The sequence below is a fragment of the Brevibacterium casei CIP 102111 genome, assembly GCF_900169275.1.
Taxonomy (GTDB): Bacteria; Actinomycetota; Actinomycetes; order Actinomycetales; family Brevibacteriaceae; genus Brevibacterium; species Brevibacterium casei.
This window is the reverse complement of sequence record NZ_FXZC01000003.1, coordinates 204,105-220,803: the sequence shown is the minus strand read 5'-3', so window position 1 is coordinate 220,803 and position 16,699 is coordinate 204,105. Positions and strand designations below refer to the sequence as shown.

Annotated in this window: 17 protein-coding genes; 8 read left to right on the top strand and 9 right to left on the bottom strand. The window is 66.5% G+C overall.

All coding sequences use genetic code 11. From position 1 onward, the window contains the following. Positions 1-3 precede the first annotated feature (3 nt). The 4 genes from BC102111_RS08010 to BC102111_RS07995 all read left to right on the top strand — a co-directional run bounded on the left by BC102111_RS08010 (position 4) and on the right by BC102111_RS07995 (position 4,397). Entirely contained in the window at positions 4-249 is a 246-nt protein-coding gene (locus tag BC102111_RS08010) for a hypothetical protein (RefSeq protein ID WP_095376677.1), read from the top strand. Continuing rightward, the gene (locus BC102111_RS08005) at positions 215-550 is read left to right on the top strand and encodes a histone-like nucleoid-structuring protein Lsr2 (RefSeq protein WP_009380677.1); all 336 of its coding nucleotides are present in this window, start codon (positions 215-217) and stop codon (positions 548-550) included. The genes BC102111_RS08010 and BC102111_RS08005 overlap by 35 nt, the downstream gene beginning before the upstream one ends. Positions 551-1,097: 547 nt before the next feature. Beyond that, positions 1,098-3,635, top strand: coding sequence for an ATP-dependent Clp protease ATP-binding subunit (locus BC102111_RS08000; protein ID WP_063249268.1), 2,538 nt, complete (start codon positions 1,098-1,100; stop codon positions 3,633-3,635). A 183-nt stretch (positions 3,636-3,818) separates the two neighbouring features. Continuing rightward, positions 3,819-4,397, top strand: a complete 579-nt coding sequence (locus tag BC102111_RS07995) for an amino-acid N-acetyltransferase (protein ID WP_009380675.1) — start codon at positions 3,819-3,821, stop codon at positions 4,395-4,397. A gap of 25 nt (positions 4,398-4,422) precedes the next feature. Here the strand turns inward: BC102111_RS07995 and BC102111_RS07990 are convergent, their stop codons facing one another. Then, entirely contained in the window at positions 4,423-5,298 is an 876-nt protein-coding gene (locus BC102111_RS07990) for an alpha/beta fold hydrolase (RefSeq protein ID WP_063249267.1), read from the bottom strand. Between the two features lie 125 nt (positions 5,299-5,423). Further along, positions 5,424-6,470: an iron-sulfur binding domain-containing protein gene (locus tag BC102111_RS07985; RefSeq protein WP_063249266.1), complete on the bottom strand. Its 1,047-nt coding sequence runs from the start codon at positions 6,468-6,470 to the stop codon at positions 5,424-5,426. A 36-nt stretch (positions 6,471-6,506) separates the two neighbouring features. Between BC102111_RS07985 and BC102111_RS07980 the strand changes: the two genes are divergently transcribed. Beyond that, positions 6,507-7,283: a hypothetical protein gene (locus BC102111_RS07980; RefSeq protein WP_223290025.1), complete on the top strand. Its 777-nt coding sequence runs from the start codon at positions 6,507-6,509 to the stop codon at positions 7,281-7,283. A gap of 56 nt (positions 7,284-7,339) precedes the next feature. On the opposite strand, the gene BC102111_RS07975 is transcribed toward BC102111_RS07980, so the two are convergent. From BC102111_RS07975 to map, 3 genes are all read right to left on the bottom strand, one after another. Further along, positions 7,340-7,732, bottom strand: a complete 393-nt coding sequence (locus BC102111_RS07975; RefSeq protein ID WP_223290026.1) for a VOC family protein — start codon at positions 7,730-7,732, stop codon at positions 7,340-7,342. Positions 7,733-7,793: 61 nt separating this feature from the next. Next, positions 7,794-9,170 (bottom strand): DNA repair protein RadA, encoded by a 1,377-nt coding sequence (gene radA / locus BC102111_RS07970; protein ID WP_101623997.1) that lies wholly within the window; start codon positions 9,168-9,170, stop codon positions 7,794-7,796. 35 nt (positions 9,171-9,205) lie between these two features. Further along, positions 9,206-9,973, bottom strand: a complete 768-nt coding sequence (map, locus tag BC102111_RS07965) for a type I methionyl aminopeptidase (protein WP_063249262.1) — start codon at positions 9,971-9,973, stop codon at positions 9,206-9,208. A gap of 138 nt (positions 9,974-10,111) precedes the next feature. On the opposite strand from map, the gene BC102111_RS07960 reads away from it, so the two are divergent. Continuing rightward, on the top strand, positions 10,112-10,336 hold the full coding sequence (locus tag BC102111_RS07960) for a hypothetical protein (protein WP_131248340.1): 225 nt from the start codon (positions 10,112-10,114) through the stop codon (positions 10,334-10,336). 66 nt (positions 10,337-10,402) lie between these two features. Here the strand turns inward: BC102111_RS07960 and BC102111_RS07955 are convergent, their stop codons facing one another. From BC102111_RS07955 to BC102111_RS07945, 3 genes are all read right to left on the bottom strand, one after another. Continuing rightward, a complete protein-coding gene (locus BC102111_RS07955) occupies positions 10,403-10,624 on the bottom strand; it encodes a PLD nuclease N-terminal domain-containing protein (RefSeq protein ID WP_063249302.1) in 222 nt (73 codons plus the stop codon). 41 nt (positions 10,625-10,665) lie between these two features. After that, positions 10,666-12,225: an L-piperidine-6-carboxylate dehydrogenase gene (gene amaB, locus BC102111_RS07950; RefSeq protein WP_063249261.1), complete on the bottom strand. Its 1,560-nt coding sequence runs from the start codon at positions 12,223-12,225 to the stop codon at positions 10,666-10,668. 118 nt (positions 12,226-12,343) lie between these two features. After that, positions 12,344-13,495, bottom strand: coding sequence for an NAD(P)/FAD-dependent oxidoreductase (locus BC102111_RS07945; RefSeq protein WP_223290027.1), 1,152 nt, complete (start codon positions 13,493-13,495; stop codon positions 12,344-12,346). Between the two features lie 133 nt (positions 13,496-13,628). On the opposite strand from BC102111_RS07945, the gene BC102111_RS07940 reads away from it, so the two are divergent. Beyond that, entirely contained in the window at positions 13,629-14,504 is an 876-nt protein-coding gene (locus BC102111_RS07940) for a LysR family transcriptional regulator (RefSeq protein ID WP_009380650.1), read from the top strand. A gap of 46 nt (positions 14,505-14,550) precedes the next feature. Next, on the top strand, positions 14,551-15,153 hold the full coding sequence (locus BC102111_RS07935) for a class I SAM-dependent methyltransferase (RefSeq protein WP_009380648.1): 603 nt from the start codon (positions 14,551-14,553) through the stop codon (positions 15,151-15,153). 110 nt (positions 15,154-15,263) lie between these two features. On the opposite strand, the gene BC102111_RS07930 is transcribed toward BC102111_RS07935, so the two are convergent. After that, positions 15,264-16,676 carry an MFS transporter gene (locus BC102111_RS07930; RefSeq protein WP_101623995.1) on the bottom strand — a complete coding sequence of 471 codons (1,413 nt, stop codon included), beginning with the start codon at positions 16,674-16,676 and terminating at the stop codon, positions 15,264-15,266. Between the last annotated feature and the right edge of the window lie 23 nt (positions 16,677-16,699).

The window sequence follows — 16,699 nt, the reverse complement described above, 5'->3', positions numbered from 1 at the left end:
GTCGTGCTCGACCTCATCAAAGCCCTGCTTCCCTCGATATGCGTCGGATTGCTCTTCTGGTACGTGATGCGCAACATTGTTCGCGCGGATCGGCGCGAACGCGAGCAGATCGAGAAATTCTATTCCGAACATGAGGTTAGCGAATTGGACGCTAATGCGGAAACAGATGTTATGCTTACACCCGTAAAGTCTTCTGAACACGAAAAGGGTGAACATGGCACGGGAGATGCGACTCGTCCTCACGGATGATTTCGATGGCTCGGAAGCAGCGGAGACCGTTCGCTTCAGCCTCGACCAGGGCACGTACGAACTCGAGCTCTCGACGAAGAACGCCGAAGAGCTGAGGGAGACGTTCGCCCCGTACATCGCCAAAGCGCGCCGCGTGGCCAATCCCGGCTCACGTGGACGCCGCGGAGGATCGTCGAGTTCCGGACCCAAGCGCGATACCGCCAAGATTCGCGAATGGGCGCAGGAGAACGGCTACCAGCTCGGTGACCGCGGACGCATTCCGCAGGAGATCGTGCAGGCCTACGAAGCCGCCGAGAACTGAATACCCGGTCGGACTCCGCCGATAAGGCGGTCGGTCCGATGCGGACAATAGAAGGGCACCGCGGGAGCGACGAGAGGATCGTCGTTCCCGCGGTTCTCTGTTTACACCGTTATTCGCGGTGCCCGATCGTCTCGCAATTCGGGAATCCGGGGAATGGGAATGTTTTGAGAAGTTCCAACGATTCTTGTGAATGAGCTGAGCGCGAACGGTCAAATAGAACCTGTCGCCAGACATTACCGCCGAGTTAAGTCCAGTCCGCAAGATCGGTTGTCACCCCGGTGCCGGATGCGGAACAGCGGTGAAATCATCCAGCGGGCATCCGTTCGGATCCCCGCTCCGAACGGTCGGTGAGGGATCGGATATCGGTCGACCGCCTCGGCGGTGTCCGGCAGACGGCAGGACGCATGGGTGCGGCCGGGAGCACGGGTATGGTCGGCAACCGATTTCGCCCTCAGCCGAACGGTTTCGGCTGAGGGCGAAACGTGCAATAGATCCAGGGGGCGGGTCGTTACGCTCTACAGAATACGAAGACTCCAGGAGGGTGAATATGTTCGAGCGGTTCACTGACCGAGCCCGCCGAGTGGTGGTGCTCGCCCAGGAAGAGGCCAAACTCCTCAAGCATAACTACATCGGCACCGAGCACATCCTGCTCGGCCTCATCCACGAAGGTGAGGGCCTGGCAGCCAAGGCACTCGAAGGGATGGACATCTCCCTCGAGCAGGTGCGCGATCAGGTGCAGGAGATCATCGGGCAGGGCCAGCAGGCGCCGAGCGGGCACATCCCGTTCACCCCGCGCGCGAAGAAGGTCCTCGAGCTCAGCCTCCGCGAGGCGCTGCAGCTGGGCCACAGCTACATCGGCACCGAGCACATCCTGCTCGGCCTCATCCGCGAGGGAGAGGGCGTGGCCGCTCAGGTCCTCGTCAAGCTCGGCGCGGATCTCGGGCGTGTGCGTCAGGAAGTCATCAAGCTCCTCTCCGGCTACCAGGGCAAGGAGCCCGTGGCCGCCGGCGGACGCGAGGAGGGCACCCCGTCGGGTTCGCTCGTCCTCGACCAGTTCGGCCGCAACCTCACTGCCGCCGCCCGCGAGGGCAAGCTCGACCCGGTCATCGGCCGCCACGAGCAGATGCAGCGCGTGATGCAGATCCTCTCCCGCCGGACGAAGAACAACCCCGTTCTCATCGGTGAGCCCGGCGTCGGCAAGACCGCCGTCGTCGAGGGTCTGGCCCAGGCCATCGTCAACGGCGAGGTCCCCGAGATCCTCACCGACAAGCAGCTCTACACGCTCGACCTCGGGTCGCTCGTCGCCGGGTCCCGCTACCGCGGTGATTTCGAGGAACGCCTGAAGAAGGTGCTCAAGGAGATCCGCACCCGCGGAGACATCATCCTCTTCATCGACGAGATCCACACCCTCGTGGGTGCGGGTGCCGCCGAAGGTGCGATCGACGCCGCCTCGATCCTCAAGCCGATGCTCGCCCGCGGTGAGCTGCAGACGATCGGTGCGACGACGCTCGACGAGTACCGCAAGCACATCGAGAAGGATGCCGCTCTCGAGCGCCGCTTCCAGCCGATCCAGGTGCCCGAGCCCTCGCTCGCGCACTCGATCGAGATCCTCAAGGGTCTGCGCGACAAGTACGAAGCCCACCACAAGGTGACGATCACCGAGGGTGCGCTGGCCGCGGCGGTGAACATGTCCGATCGCTACATCAACGACCGGTACCTACCGGACAAGGCGATCGACCTCATCGACGAGGCGGGTGCGAAGCTGCGCATCTCGCGTCTGTCGGTGCCGCAGGAGATCCGCGACCTCGAGGAGAAGATCCTCGAGGCTCGTCACCGCAAGGAAGCAGCGATCGATGCGCAGGACTTCGAACTCGCCGCCTCAGAGCGCGACTCGGAGATGAAGCTCCAGCACGAGAAGGAGGAGCAGACCGAGGCGTGGCGCAAGAGCGGCAAAGACACCTCTGCCACGGTCGATGCCGATCTCATCGCCGAGGTGCTTGCCTCGGCCACGGGCATTCCGATCTTCAAGCTCACCGAGGAGGAGTCCTCGCGTCTGCTGCGGATGGAAGACGAGCTGCACAAGCGCATCATCGGCCAGAACGACGCGGTCAAGTCGATCTCGCGGGCGATCCGTCGCACGCGCGCCGGCCTCAAGGATCCGAAGCGTCCCTCCGGTTCGTTCATCTTCGCCGGCCCGACCGGTGTCGGAAAGACCGAGCTCGCGAAGGCGCTCGCCGAGTTCCTCTTCGGGGATGAGGATTCGCTCATCAGCCTCGACATGTCGGAGTACTCGGAGAAGCACACCGTCTCGCGTCTCTTCGGTTCGCCTCCCGGCTATGTCGGCTACGAAGAGGGCGGTCAGCTCACGGAGAAGGTGCGCCGGAAGCCGTTCTCGGTCGTCCTCTTCGACGAGGTGGAGAAGGCCCACTCGGACATCTTCAACTCGCTGCTGCAGATCCTCGAAGACGGCCGACTCACCGACTCGCAGGGTCGTGAGGTCGACTTCAAGAACACGATCATCATCATGACGACCAACCTGGGTACGCGCGACGTCTCCAGCGGCCTGCAGATGGGATTCCAGGTCGAGGGTGACACCAAGACCAACTACGACCGGATGAAGCAGCGGGTCAACGAAGAGCTCAAGCAGCACTTCCGTCCCGAGTTCCTCAACCGCGTCGACGACACGATCGTGTTCCCGCAGCTGAACAAGGAGGAGATCATCGAGATCGTCGACCTCTTCCTCGAGCGTCTCGACACGCGTCTGGCCGATCAGGGCATGAAGGTCGAGCTCACCGATGCGGCGAAGAACCTCCTCGCCGATCGCGGCTACGATCCGGTGCTCGGTGCCCGTCCGCTGCGTCGGACGATCCAGCTCGAGATCGAGGACCAGCTCTCGGAGAAGATCCTGTTCAAGGAGATCGGCCGCGGTCAGACGATCAAGGTCGACATCGAGGGCGAAGGCAAGGATGCGAAGTTCACCTTCGACGGCGTCGAGACGGAGACGTTCCCGACGTCGGGAGGCGATGATTCGACCTCCGGTGAGGAGCTCGCCGGTGCCGGTTCGTCCGGATCCTCAGCGTCCTGAGCGAAGCGGTCGGCTGATCTGATCGGCTGACCGAACCGACGCCCACCGCAAGCGGCCTCGGGGCGAAGAACCACGGTTCTTCGCCCCGAGGCCGCTTCGCTGTCTGCGGAGGAGCTCAGCCCGCCCCCGCCTCGGGTGCGGACAACGATGAGTCCTGCGCCGACGATGGTGTTGAATGAGGGCATGAGCTCAGCCGCCTTCGACCACGGACTCGTCGCCGCAGACCACCACCAGCCGCATGGGCTGCCGAGCGGGCTGCGCCTGCGCCGGGCGAGGACATCAGACGTCAAGGGCATCGAAGCGCTCGTCGAGCCTCTGGCCGAACAGCGGATTCTGCTGGCGAAGGACACCGTGACCTACTTCGAGTCCCTCCAGGAGTTCTGGCTCGTCGTCGACGAGCAGCCTGACGGTTCGGAGATCCTCGCCGGCTGCGCGGCACTGCACATCATCTGGGCCGACCTCGCCGAGGCGCGCACCGTAGCGACCTCCCCGGACTACCGGGGGAGGGGAGTCGGCAAGGCGCTCATCCGCCAGCTGCTCGCCGACGCCGTCGAGATCGGCGTCAACCGAGTCTTCTGTCTCACCTTCGAGACCGGGTTCTTCGGGTCCCTCGGGTTCGAGCCGATCAAGGGCATCCCCGTCTCGCCCGAGGTCTACGTCGAACTCCTCCATTCCGCCGACGAGGGCGTCGCCGAGTTCCTCGACCTCGCCAGGGTCAAGCCGAACACACTGGGCAACACCCGGATGATCAAGTACCTCTAGGCAGCTGCCGATCCCGGGTCGCGGCTCAGCGGGACTGCGACCAGAACTCCCGGAGTTCGGAGACCAGGGTCTCCGGCGCCTCCTCGGGGATGAAGTGGCCGCAGTCGGGGATGGCGCGTCCGTCGACGTTCTCCGTGTAGGACTCCCACACGGTGGCGATGTCCGTGTTCGCGGCCAGACCGCCGGCACCCCACAGCGCGAGCACCGGCATCGTCAGCTTCCGCTGCGCGCGGAAGTCCTCTTCGTCGACGGCGACATCCTCGTGGGTGGCGCGGTAGTCATCGAAGGCCGCCCGCATGGCCCCGGGCTGCTCGAAGGCGCGGACGTAGTCGTCGATGTGCGGATCGAGCCGGTCTCGGCGGACCGTCCAGCGTTCGAAGAAGTAGCGCAGGTACTCAGCGGTCCTGCCTGCGGTGAGCGCTTCCGGCAGGTCCTTCTGCATGTGGAGGAGCCAGTGGAAGTAGCCTTCGGCCGTCCGCATCCGCCCGTTGGTGAACATCGCATGGGTGGGGGCGATGTCGAGGACGGTGAGCGTGGCGACCCGCTCGGGCGAGTCGAGGGCGAGTCGATGGGCGACTCGACCGCCGCGGTCATGGCCGACGAAATGGGCGCGGTCGATGCCGAGGGAGTCCATGATGCCGAGGATGTCCCAGGCCATGCTCCGCTTGTCGTAACCGTCCGCCGGTTTGTCGCTGAGCCCATAGCCGCGCAGGTCGGGTGCGACGACACGGTACCGGGCATCCGCGTCCGGTCCGTGCAGTCTGGAAACGACATCGCGCCAGCAGCCTGCCGTCTGCGGCCAGCCGTGGAGCAGAATCACTGCTTCAGCGCTGTCGTCAGCAGGCTCGCTGACCAGGCAGTGGAACGAAATGTCGTCGACGGTGATGAAGCGCGCGTCCATGGTCTCATCTAACAACAGGATCCGCGCACGAGGCAAGGTGCGTTGAGGGAATTGTGAGGGTCCGAAGGAGTCGAGGACTCCGATGTCCGTGTCCCGTGTCCGCACCGTGGCCGGCGGCCGATCCGTCACCGCGGCAGGCTGAGACGATCCCCGTGTCGTGTGGCCAGACCGTCCGAGACGAGATCGGCTGCCAGCCGCGCGATCCGCTCTGCGTCGGCGCTGAGGTCGCGCATCCTCCTCAGCTTCGCCGAGGTGGCCGTTCCGAGGGATTCGACCATGTCCTCATCGAGGGCCGCCGTGGGGGCGGTGAGGAGGTCGAAGGGAACGCCGTCGTGTCGATCGTCCGCCGCCTCGTCGAGGGTGTCTTCGTGCCGGGCCTTGAGGACGTCCATGATCGCCCCGCGCAGCTGTCGGTCCGTCCCGGCCCACTTTTGGGTCTTCGGCTTCGTCGCCGAGGTGGGACGTCCCGAGCGATTCCAGGCGCACACCTCGGCGAGGGGGCAGTCATCGCACTTCGGACTGCGGGCGGTGCACACGAGGGCCCCGAACTCCATCACCCCGGCGTTCCACCGCACATGATCGACGGCAGGCACGAACTGTTCGGCCCATTGAGTCTCCCGCCTGCTCGGTGAGGTGCTGGGCCGGTCCCGGCCGGCGAAGACCCGGATGAGGACCCTGCGCACATTGGTATCAAGGACGGTCGTGCGCTGGCCGTGGGCGAAGGAGGCGACCGCGGCCGCGGTGTAGGACCCGATGCCGGGCAGGGCCTCGAGCTCGGCGGCGGTCTCAGGGACTCGGTTGTCCCGCTCCTCGGCGATGACTCGGGCGGCCTCCTGCAGCCTCAGCGCCCTGCGAGGGTAGCCGAGACGATCCCAACTGTGGAGCACCTCGGCGGTGGGGGCGGCAGCGAGATCAGCCGGGGTCGGCCACTTCGCCATCCACGCCCGCCACCGGGGTTCGACGCGGGCGACAGGAGTCTGCTGGGACATGATCTCGCTGACGAGGACCGCCCAGGCGGTAGTCTCAGGATCCCGCCAGGGAAGGGGTCTTTCGGCGGTGGCGAACCAGTCGATGATCGTCGCCTGAACCTCGGCGATATCGGCCTCGGGAACGTCCGGGAAGGCCGCATCTGTGGGGGTGATCCCAGTTTGGGACGTGGTGCGGTGTGTCATTTGGATGCTCATTCGCAATTGCCTAGGCTCATTGCGATGACTCCTTCCGATCGTGGTTCGCAGCCGCAGCAGCCCCGCCAGTCTAGCGGGAAGCTGCCTGCGCACGTCTACCGTCGACGTCGGATCACGCTCGGTGTGCTCAGCCTCGTCGTCATCGGTCTCCTCGTCCTGGGCATCGTCGGGATCACGAAGGTTCTGACCGGCGGCGGGGGAGAGCAGACGGCCGAGCCGGCCCCGACCACCGTTTCACCCACCCCACAGGCTCCCGTGCCGGACGAGAAGGCGGCCAGCGGTGCGTGCCCGGAGAAGGCCGTCGCTGTGAGCGCGAAGGTCGACAAGAAGAGCTACGACGAGAACGCGAAGCCGAAGTTCGAGATGACGGTGGCGAACAACCACACGGCCACCTGCCTCATCGAGGTGGGGACGAAGCAGCAGGAATTCGTCGTCATGCAGGATTCCGACGTCGTCTGGTCGTCGAAGTACTGCGCCGCCGACGATGACGAGAACGCCGAGGCGCCGACGGAGTTCGCGCCGCAGTCGCAGAAGACTGCGCAGTTCGAATGGAATCGGGTCCGCGTCGACAAGAACTGCAACAAGACGGACAAGGGCTTCGCCCCGGGGAAGTACGCCCTCGTCGTCAAGCTCGGCGACAAGGAGAGCGCTCCTGCGCAGTTCGAGCTCGAGAAGGATGAGGCGACCAAGGCCAAGGAGAAGAAGGAAGCCGAGGAGAAGAAGGCGAAGGACGAGGAGAAGAAGAAGTCCGAGGACGCCTCTCCGAAGGAGACTGCGGGCTCGGAGGATTCTTCGCCCTGACGGGCCTGAGGGTTCTGCTTCCGGACGGGTCTGAGGATTCTAGTCCAGGACGGGCCTCAAGCCCCGCGGTAGGACCCCACGCCCCACGAATTGCCGTCGTGGTCACGGAAGTCGAACTCCCTGCCGCCGTGCGGTTGTGTGGCCACCGGTCTGACGATCGCATGGCCGAGTTCCATGATCTCCCGGTAGAGCCTGTCGACCTCCCTCTCGGTCGCGACCACGACGTAGATGGAGGCTCCGCCGACGCTGTCGAGGGCCGAACCGTCGTGGCGCACCGAACCGACCATGATGCCTCCGGTGTCGCCGAGTGCGTATTCGGCGTGGAGGATGAGACTCGGGTCCTCGTCGTCGCGAACCGTGAGTCGCTCGGTGAAGCCGAGGGTGACGAGCAGGGTGGTCGTGGCCTCCATGTCGGTGGTCCTCAGCGTGGGAAACACTGTGGTCGTCATCTTCCAAGCATGCCCTGTTTTCACTCCGTTGTCCCGGACTTTCTCCGGGCCGACGGCAAGCTCACTTGCTGTCTGCGGGGTCCTCGGATTTGTTCTTGACGACGGTAGCGACCGCCTCGGCGATATGCTCGCACTCCTTGACGACCATGCCGTCGGGGACGGTGACCCCGCGCAGGGCGCCGCGGGCGACGATTGCGCGGTTCATGCCCAGTCTCGCCGCCTCGCTGAGCCGCTGGCCGATGTTGGGCACGTTGCGGATCTCACCGGAGAGGCTGATCTCGCCGATCGCGACGAACTTCGCATACAGGGCGCTGTCCTTCGCCGCCGATGCCAGGGACAGGCAGATCGCCAGGTCACTGGCGGGTTCGGTGAGTCTGGCGCCGCCGACCGTGGCGGTGAAGACGTCGGACTTCGCGAAGCTCGTCGTCGAGATGTTCTGGCTGAGCACGGCGAGCATCATCGCCACCCGGGAGGAGTCGACACCGGAGACGGATCGACGCGCCTGCCCGGCGGCTGATTCGGTGACGAGGGATTGGACCTCGACGAGGAGTGGACGCTTGCCCTCCTGGGTGACGGTCAGGCACGTTCCGGCGGGATTCGAGCCGGTGCTGCGGGAGAGGAAGAGGCCGGAGGGGTCCTCGAGGCTCCTGATCCCGTTCTCCTCCATGTCGAAGCACCCGACTTCGTCGGTGGGCCCGAAGCGGTTCTTCACCGCCCGTAGCATGCGCAGTCGGGAGTGCTTCTCGCCTTCGAACGTGCAGACGACATCGACCAAGTGCTCGAGCAGACGGGGTCCGGCGATCGTGCCGTCCTTCGTGATGTGTCCGACGAGCACCGTGGAGAGCGACCTGGCCTTGGCTTCGCGGATGAGGACGGCGGCGACTTCGCGCACCTGCGTGACACCGCCGGGAACGCCGTCGACCTCGGAGGAGGCCAGGGTCTGGATCGAGTCGACGATGAGCAGGTCGGGGTCTTCGGCTTCGATCATGCCGAGCACGGTTCCCAGGTCCGTCTCCGCGGCGAGCAGGAGGTTCTCCTCGAGGGCGTTGATCCGGTTCGCCCGCAGGCGCACCTGTCCGGCCGACTCCTCGCCGGTGACGTAGAGGACGGTCGATTCGAACTTCGCGGCCCGGGCTGCGACGTCGAGCAGCAGCGTCGACTTGCCGACCCCCGGCTCACCGGAGAGCAGGATGACCCCGCCGGGGACGATCCCGCCGCCGAGCACGCGGTCGAACTCATCGACGTAGGTCCTGCGTGCCACCGCGAGCGTCGAGTCGACCTTCGTGATCGACTTCGCGCCGCTCGACTTCTTCACCTTCGTCTTCACCGTCGAGGCGGTCTGGCCCTTCTCCTCGAGCGTTCCCCAGGCTTGGCATTCGGGGCAGCGGCCGAGCCATTTGACGGTCGAGTAGCCGCATTCGGTGCAGGTGTAGGACATGGGATCAGTCTGGCATGCGGCACAGACACGGACGCTCAGTCGAGCGTCGTGAGCACTCTCGGGCCGTCCTCGGTGATGGCGATGGTGTTCTCCGAATGCGCGCCGTTCGAGCCGTCGGCCAGTCGCAGCGTCCAGCCGTCCTCGTCGACCTTGAGCTTCTTCGAGGTGAACGACCACCACGGTTCGATCGCCAGCGTCAGGCCCGGCTTGAGCACCATGCCGCGACCGCCCTTGCCGCGGTTGGCGACGTGGGGGTCCTCGTGCATCGTGTGCCCGAGCCCGTGCCCGCCGAAGTCGAGGTTGACCGGGATCCGCTGTTCGTCGGCGACGTCCCCGATCGCCTGCGAGATGTCGCCGAGGCGGCCCCCCGGCTGGGCGGCGCCGATGCCGGCTTCCAGCCCGGCCCAAGTCGAGTCGATGAGGCGCTGGTCCTCGTCACTGCCCTCGCCGACGACGACCGAGCGGGCGGCGTCGGCGACCCAGCCGTCGATGGAGACGGCGAAGTCGAGGGTGAGGAGGTCACCGTTCTGCATGACGTAGTCGTGCGGCTTGCCGTGGAGGACGCCGTCGTTGACGGAGAGGCAGATGACGTTGCGGAACGGGCCCGAGCCGAAGGACGGGGCATAGTCCCAATAGCACGACTTCGCGCCGGCCTCCTCGATGAGTCTGCGCGCCCGCTTCTCCAGGTGCATGAGATTCATGCCCGGTTCGGCTGTCTCAGACAGTTCGGTCAGCGTCTTCGCCACGAAGCGACCGGTCACCGCCATCTTGTCGATCTCGGCGGGTGTCTTCAGCTCAATCACGGGTGTGCTCCTTGTCGTCTGTGCTCACCGGCAATTCTAGTTCTCCGAGGCAGATGCGGGCGCGGCGGGTTGCCGGTGGCATCATCGCGTCAACGAAGGTGGTTGAGTCGAGACGTGGACACCGATAAGTTCGCGACCATGAGGAATCTCATCGTCGCCTTCTCCCTCGGAACGTCGTTGGCGCTCTCGCTGCTCAACGGAGAGGAAGCGCTGCGCAACGGAGAGCAGTGGTGGCCGCTCTGGCTCATCGTCTTCCCGCTCATTTCCCTGGGCGGCCTGGCCGCAACTCTCTATGACCATTGGAAGCGCTTCCACTCCCGCCGAGGTGACATTGGGGAGAGCCCGCATCCGCCGAACCGCTGACATGGTGGGCGGGCCGACTGAGTCCAGGAGAACCAGTCCCGAGCGCCTGCGCCTACCCGAGATCAATCACGCGGCGCAGCGGGGAAGCGTGCGGTAGTAGAACCAGAGGGCTGCCCCGACGACGGGCAGCAGCAGAACGATGATCGCCCAGACCAGACGGGCGCGAGGGTCGAACCCCGGGCGCAGGATGCTTACCATCGCCCAGATGGTCAGGATGAGTCCGGCGACGACGATTCCGGACCAGACGATGTCGTAGGTCGCTGGGAGGATGGGATTCTCGGCTGGCATGGTCACAGTCTACTGCAGACGCAGTCAACCGCCCGCGCTCCTCAGAGGAACTCGACGCCCTGCGCCAGAGGCAGCTCACCGGAGTAGTTGATCGTGTTCGTGGCCTGGCGCATGTAGGCCTTCCACGAATCCGACCCGGACTCCCGTCCTCCGCCGGTCTCCTTCTCCCCGCCGAAGGCGCCGCCGATCTCAGCACCCGAGGTGCCGATGTTGACGTTGGCGATACCGCAGTCGGACCGGGAGAGGAAGGTCTCCGCCTCGGCGAGGTCTGAGGTGAAGATCGCCGAGGACAGACCCTGCGGCACACCGTTGTGGAGCGTGATCGCCTCGTCGAGGTCGGTGTACGTGACGACGTAGAGGATCGGGGCGAACGTCTCTGACTCCATCACCGGGGTCTGTGCGGGCATCTGCACGACGGCGGGTTCGACGTAGTGGGCGTCGGGTCGCTCGTCGGCGAGCACCCGGCCGCCGCCGACGAGGATCTCCCCGCCTTCGTCCTCCGCCTGGCGCAGCGCCTTCTGCATCGCCTCGTACGCTGCTTCGTTGATGAGCGGGCCGACGAGGACACCGTCCTCGGTGGGGGAGCCGATGCTCAACGTTCGGTAGGCGGCGACGATCTTCTCGACAAAGGCCTCGGCGATCGATTCATGGACGATGAGCCTTCGCAGAGTCGTGCACCGCTGACCAGCCGTCCCGGCGGCGGCGAAGACGACACCACGGAGGGCGAGGTCGATGTCGGCGCTCGGGGCGACGATCGCGGCATTGTTGCCGCCGAGTTCGAGCAGCACCCGCCCGAAGCGCTCGGCGACGACTGGCCCGACCTCGCGTCCCATCCGCACCGACCCCGTCGCCGAGACGAGGGCGACGCGGTCGTCGCGGACCATCGCATCACCGATGTCCCGGCCCCCGATGAGCACGGGCACGAGCCCTTCCGGTGCCCCCACCTCGGCGGCGGCTCGGGCGAGCAGGGATTGGGCACCGAGGGCGGCGAGGACGGCGTTCTCCGAGGGCTTCCACACGACGGCATCCCCGGCCACGAGCGCGAGTGCGGTGTTCCACGAATACACGGCGACGGGGAAGTTGAAGGCGGAGATGACCCCGACGACGCCGAGAGGATGCCACGTCTCCATGAGCCTGTGGCCGGGGCGCTCGCTCGGCATCGTCTTGCCCCACAGCTGGCGGGACTGACCGAGGGCGAACTCGCAGATGTCGATCATCTCCTGCACTTCGCCGGCGGCCTCGGATGGGGTCTTGCCGGCCTCGACGGTGACGATCTTGGCAAGCTCCTCCTTGTGCTCGGCAAGCAGCTCACCCCACCGGGCCACCAGCTGACCGCGCACCGGTGCCGGGACGTCGCGCCAGGTCTCGAAGGCCGTGAGAGCCTGTCCGATCTTCGCCGAGGCGGTCTCCGGGGTATCCGCGACGAGTGTCCCGAGGACCTGCCCGGTGATGGGGGAGCGGGCCGTGAGCGTCGTCCCGGTGCCGGCATCTGGTGACAGGACCGCGGCGTCGACACCGCAGGCCCTTAAGCCCTCATCGAGGAGACCGGTGATCGTGTCATCGGAGGGCAGGGCGGTCGTGGCCGTGGGTGCGGTGGTCATCGTGGTCCTTTCGTCAGCGGAGATCTGCTCCGGTGGGCTGTGTCAGTGGTGTCAGGTACGGTGCGGGCATCGATCGGGTCGGTGCGGGCCGACCAGGAGGGAGGGGCATGGTCAGCAGTCATACGATGTTGAGCTCCTTGCGCAGGCCGGTGGCGGCGAAACGGTCCTTGCTCAGGGGTGAGACGTCGACGAACGGGGTGCGTCCGGTCATCATGTCGGCGACGACCTCACCGACCGCGGGACCCATGAGGAACCCGTGTCCGGAGAACCCGCACGCGTAGGTGAATCCGTCGAGCTCGGGCGCCTGGCCGATGAGTGCGTTGTGGTCGGGGGTCATCTCGTAGAGACCCGCCCACCCGCGTTTGACTTCGACGTCGGCGAGGTCCGGGGTCCGCTGCTCGATGAGTTCGGAGAGTCGGAACAGCCACTCGGGGTCGCGGCGTTCGTCGAAGCCCCACCGGTCCTCCACGTCGGGGCAGCCGAAGAGGAGGCCGGGACCTTCGGGGTGGACGTAGTAGCTCGTGGCGAAGTCGATGGTGAACGGCATCGTCGATGTGTCGAAGTCGACCGGTTCGGACACCATGATCTCGCGGCGCAGCGGGGTCACGGGAAGGTCGACGCCGGCCATCTCCCCGATGAGGCCCGACCATGCCCCGGCCGCGCACACGACCTGCGAACAGGTGATGGGACCCAGCGAGGTCTCCACCGCGGTGATCGTCCGCTTCCCCGCGGCACCCCTCGTGGCGAATCCCGTGACCTCGCACGACTTGCGCACCGTGACTCCGCGCGCCCGGGCGGCCGAGATGTAGCCGGCGACGACGGCCTCCGGCGTGCAGTGCCCATCGCCGCGGTTGAATGCCCCAGCGAGGAGACCCGTGGTGTCGACGAAGGGAGCGAGCTCGGCGACCTCGGCGACGGTGAGCATCCGGGAGTCGAGGCCCATGCGCTGCTGGAGGGCGACGTTGGCCTCGAACGCCGCGACCGACTCAGGAGAGTCGAGGAGGAAGAGGTAGCCGTTGGACACGAGGTCGATGTCGACGCCGTAGTCCGCCTCGAAGGTGCGGAGGATCTCCAGGCTGCGCACGGACAGGGCGATGTTGACCTCGTCGGAGAACTGGCAGCGTACTCCGCCTGCCGCTTTCGACGTCGACCCGCATCCCGGGACGTCGCGTTCGACGAGGACGATGGTCCCGGCGCCGCGTTCGGCCAGGTTCGCAGCGATCGAGGCGCCCATCACCCCGCCGCCGATGACGACAACATCAGCCTGCACGTTCCACCTCGCTCTGTGTACGGCCGACGCCTTCGTCGGCTTGCACACCATTGTGCTGTCCCTCACAGTTAAGGACAAGGCAGAGTTCGTGAACACGCTTTTCACGATTCCTTAAAACACATAGGGTGAGCCCATGGCATGGACGCTCGGGCAGCTGCAGACCTTCGTCACCGTCGCTGAGCTCGGGTCGATGACGCGAGCCGCCGACCAGCTCGGCTACAGTGTCGGCGCGGTCTCCCAGCACATGAGCGCACTGCGGCGCACCGTCGGTGCCGACCTCGTCCTCCGTCGCGGTCGGGGTCTCACCCTCACCGAGGCCGGTCGCACCCTGCTGCCGCGCGCCCGCCACATCCTCGCCGCCCACCAGCAGGCGGAGACGGCGATGCTCGGCCGTGACTTCGGCTCGGAGGCGATCGTCACCCTCGGCGTCTTCGGGTCGACGTCGGTCGTCGCGCTGCCGGCGATCGTCGCCATCCTCGCTCGCCGGCATCCGAACATCGAAGTCCGCGCCCGCGAGGTCAACGTCGAGACGATGTCGGCGGCCGTCATCGAAGGCGCGATCGACCTCGGCATCGGCATCGACTACCCGGCCGTGCCGCTGCCGCCGATGCGCGGACTGAGGTGGACGACGGTGGCGACCGAACCCTTCGGGGTCGTCACCCCGCGAGGTGTGCCGCTGCCCGGCCCCGATGACCTCGCCGAGGCGGATTGGATCCTGCCTCCGGCCACGGACCTCTTCGGGCGGGCGATGCGGTTGGCCACCTCGGCGATGGGGATCAACGCGAAGGAGACGCACATCGTCACCGACACCGCAGTCGCGCTCGCCCTCGCCGGCACCGGGCTCGGACTCACCCTGGCGACGCCGATCATGATGGCCCTCGGCGGGCACGACATCGACCTCCATCCCGTGGACGGCGCCGGAGGACGGAACATCATCGTCCTCACCTCGCCCGAACCTCCCGCCCCCGTCGCCTCCGTCGCCGAGGTGGTCGCCGAAGTCCTCGCATGAGCGGTTCCGGCACTGCTGGGAGGCGCCCGGGGAATACACTGAGGCCATGAGCTTCGACCACCAGTGGAACCGGATCCGCGCGAACAACCCCGACCATTCCGCGAACTACGCCCAGCGCTGGCGCAAGCTCGTCGACGCCGGGCACGACATCGGGGGAGAGGCGCGATTCGTCGACGCCATGGCACCGCGCGGGGGACGGATCCTCGATGCCGGGTGCGGCACCGGCCGAGTCGGCGGACTGCTCATCGGTGCCGGTCACACGGTCTACGGGGTCGACCTCGACGAATTCCTCATCTCCGTAGCCGAGGAGGACTTCCCCTCCGGCGAATGGCACACCGGCGACATCGCCGATTTCGACTTCGCGGCGGCGGGCATCACTGACATCGACGTCACCGTCTGCGCCGGCAACGTGCTCGCCTTCCTCGATCCGGCCTCCCGGCGACAGACGCTTGCCAACATCCGGTCGACCCTCAAGCACGGCGGCCGCTTCGTCGCCGGTTTCGGGGCCGGACGCGGGTATGACTTCGACGACTTCATCGACGATGTCGAGGCGAGCGGAATGATCGTCAGCCTCAAGCTCTCGACGTGGGAGATCCACCCCTTCGAGCCCGACAGCGGCTTCCTCGTCCTCATCGCCGAACGGGTCTGATCGGCCGGCGGAAGGCCGCGGGCCTCAGCGAGGAGCATCCGATTCGAAATCGGGCCCGGATTCGCACTGGATCCACCTCGCAGAGGCGTCGCTCGACCGCGGGGAAGCGCCTACGAGTTCGCGGGCGAGCGGTCGTGCCGCCGACCTGACTGCCCTGTGGGCTGCTTCGCGGGGACGAGGAGTGCGACGAGCAGACCGAGACCGATGATCGCGGCGATCCCGGTCATTCCGATACTCAGGCTCGGACCCGACATCGCCGTGGTCAACGTGATGAGCACGGCGAGGCCGATCGCCCCGCCGATCTGCTGACCGGCGGTTGCGAGACCGCCCACGTAGCCCTGCGCTGACTCGTCGACGCCGGTGGTCGCGGTCGCGAACATCGTCGTGAAGACGATGCCCTGCCCGAGGCTGAAGAGGAGCACGAGGGCGAACACGACGATCCAGACGGTGTGGGCACCGACGACGACAGCGATCGCCCCGACGCCGAGGAGACCGATCACCTGTCCTGTGGCCATCGTCGTGCGCAGCCCCGCCCTCGTCGCCAGGCGACCCCCGAGCATAGTTCCCGCCAGCACCCCGAGGCAGGGGATGACGAAGGCGAGCCCGGTGGCGAGGGGGCTGAGGCCCCGCGTCTCCTGGAAGTAGAGCGTGAGGAAATATGCCGAAGCGCCGAAGCCGGCCATGAACAGGAACGTCGATGCGACGCCCGTGGCCAGGTGTCGGCTGCGGAACCCGGCCAAGTCGAGCAGCGGGTGTCTCGTGCGTCGTTCGATGATGACGAGGGTGAGGGCGCTGAGCAGACCCACACCGAGGCTGAGCAGAGTCGGTGCCGCCGTCCATCCCTTCTCCGCGGCGAAGGTCAGCCCCATGACGATGAGAATCGCCGAGGCGGTGGTGAGCGCGGCACCGGGAACGTCGAGTCGGCGCAGGGATGGACGAAGTCTGTCCGCCGGGACCGCGATCACGGCGAGTACTGCGATTGCGGCGACGATCGGGATATTCACGGCGAAGACGGCGCGCCACCCCCAGGCGTCTGTGAGGACTCCGCCGAGGATGGATCCGAGGACCATTCCCGCGGATCCTGCGGCTCCCCAGATGCCCAGGGCGCGGTTGCGCTCAGCTCCTTCCGGGAACCCGACGCTGAGGAGCGCGAGAGTCGCGGGTGCCAGTGCGGCACCGCCGAGACCCTGGAATCCGCGCCCGAGGATGAGCATCCATTCGGCGACCGCGAAAGTGCCGAGCAGCGAGCCGAACATGAAGAGTCCCAGGCCTGCGAGGAACATCCGGCGACGCCCGAGGGTGTCGGTCAGTCTGCCGCAGAGGAGAAGGAAGCCGCCGAAGGCGATGGCGTAGGCGCTGACGACCCATTGCAGAGTCTGCGGGGAGAAGCCGAGTGAGGCGATTTCGGGGAGGGCGACGAAGACGATGTTGTAGTCGAGGCCGATGAGCAGTTGCGCGAGACCGAGTGCGGCAAGGAGTGCGGCGGGGCTGCGCAGGCGATCGGGAGCGTGTGTCGTGGGCATCGTAGACCTCCATATGGTCCGAG

Coding starts and splice junctions, on each gene's coding strand:
- BC102111_RS08005 (WP_009380677.1), top strand. CDS start 215: ATGGCACGGGAGATGCGACTCGTCCTCACGGATGATTTCGATGGCTCG.
- BC102111_RS08000 (WP_063249268.1), top strand. CDS start 1,098: ATGTTCGAGCGGTTCACTGACCGAGCCCGCCGAGTGGTGGTGCTCGCC.
- BC102111_RS07995 (WP_009380675.1), top strand. CDS start 3,819: ATGAGCTCAGCCGCCTTCGACCACGGACTCGTCGCCGCAGACCACCAC.
- BC102111_RS07990 (WP_063249267.1), bottom strand. CDS start 5,298: ATGGACGCGCGCTTCATCACCGTCGACGACATTTCGTTCCACTGCCTG.
- BC102111_RS07985 (WP_063249266.1), bottom strand. CDS start 6,470: ATGACACACCGCACCACGTCCCAAACTGGGATCACCCCCACAGATGCG.
- BC102111_RS07980 (WP_223290025.1), top strand. CDS start 6,507: ATGACTCCTTCCGATCGTGGTTCGCAGCCGCAGCAGCCCCGCCAGTCT.
- BC102111_RS07975 (WP_223290026.1), bottom strand. CDS start 7,732: ATGACGACCACAGTGTTTCCCACGCTGAGGACCACCGACATGGAGGCC.
- radA (WP_101623997.1), bottom strand. CDS start 9,170: ATGTCCTACACCTGCACCGAATGCGGCTACTCGACCGTCAAATGGCTC.
- BC102111_RS07960 (WP_131248340.1), top strand. CDS start 10,112: ATGAGGAATCTCATCGTCGCCTTCTCCCTCGGAACGTCGTTGGCGCTC.
- BC102111_RS07955 (WP_063249302.1), bottom strand. CDS start 10,624: ATGCCAGCCGAGAATCCCATCCTCCCAGCGACCTACGACATCGTCTGG.
- amaB (WP_063249261.1), bottom strand. CDS start 12,225: ATGACCACCGCACCCACGGCCACGACCGCCCTGCCCTCCGATGACACG.
- BC102111_RS07940 (WP_009380650.1), top strand. CDS start 13,629: ATGGCATGGACGCTCGGGCAGCTGCAGACCTTCGTCACCGTCGCTGAG.
- BC102111_RS07935 (WP_009380648.1), top strand. CDS start 14,551: ATGAGCTTCGACCACCAGTGGAACCGGATCCGCGCGAACAACCCCGAC.
- BC102111_RS07930 (WP_101623995.1), bottom strand. CDS start 16,676: ATGCCCACGACACACGCTCCCGATCGCCTGCGCAGCCCCGCCGCACTC.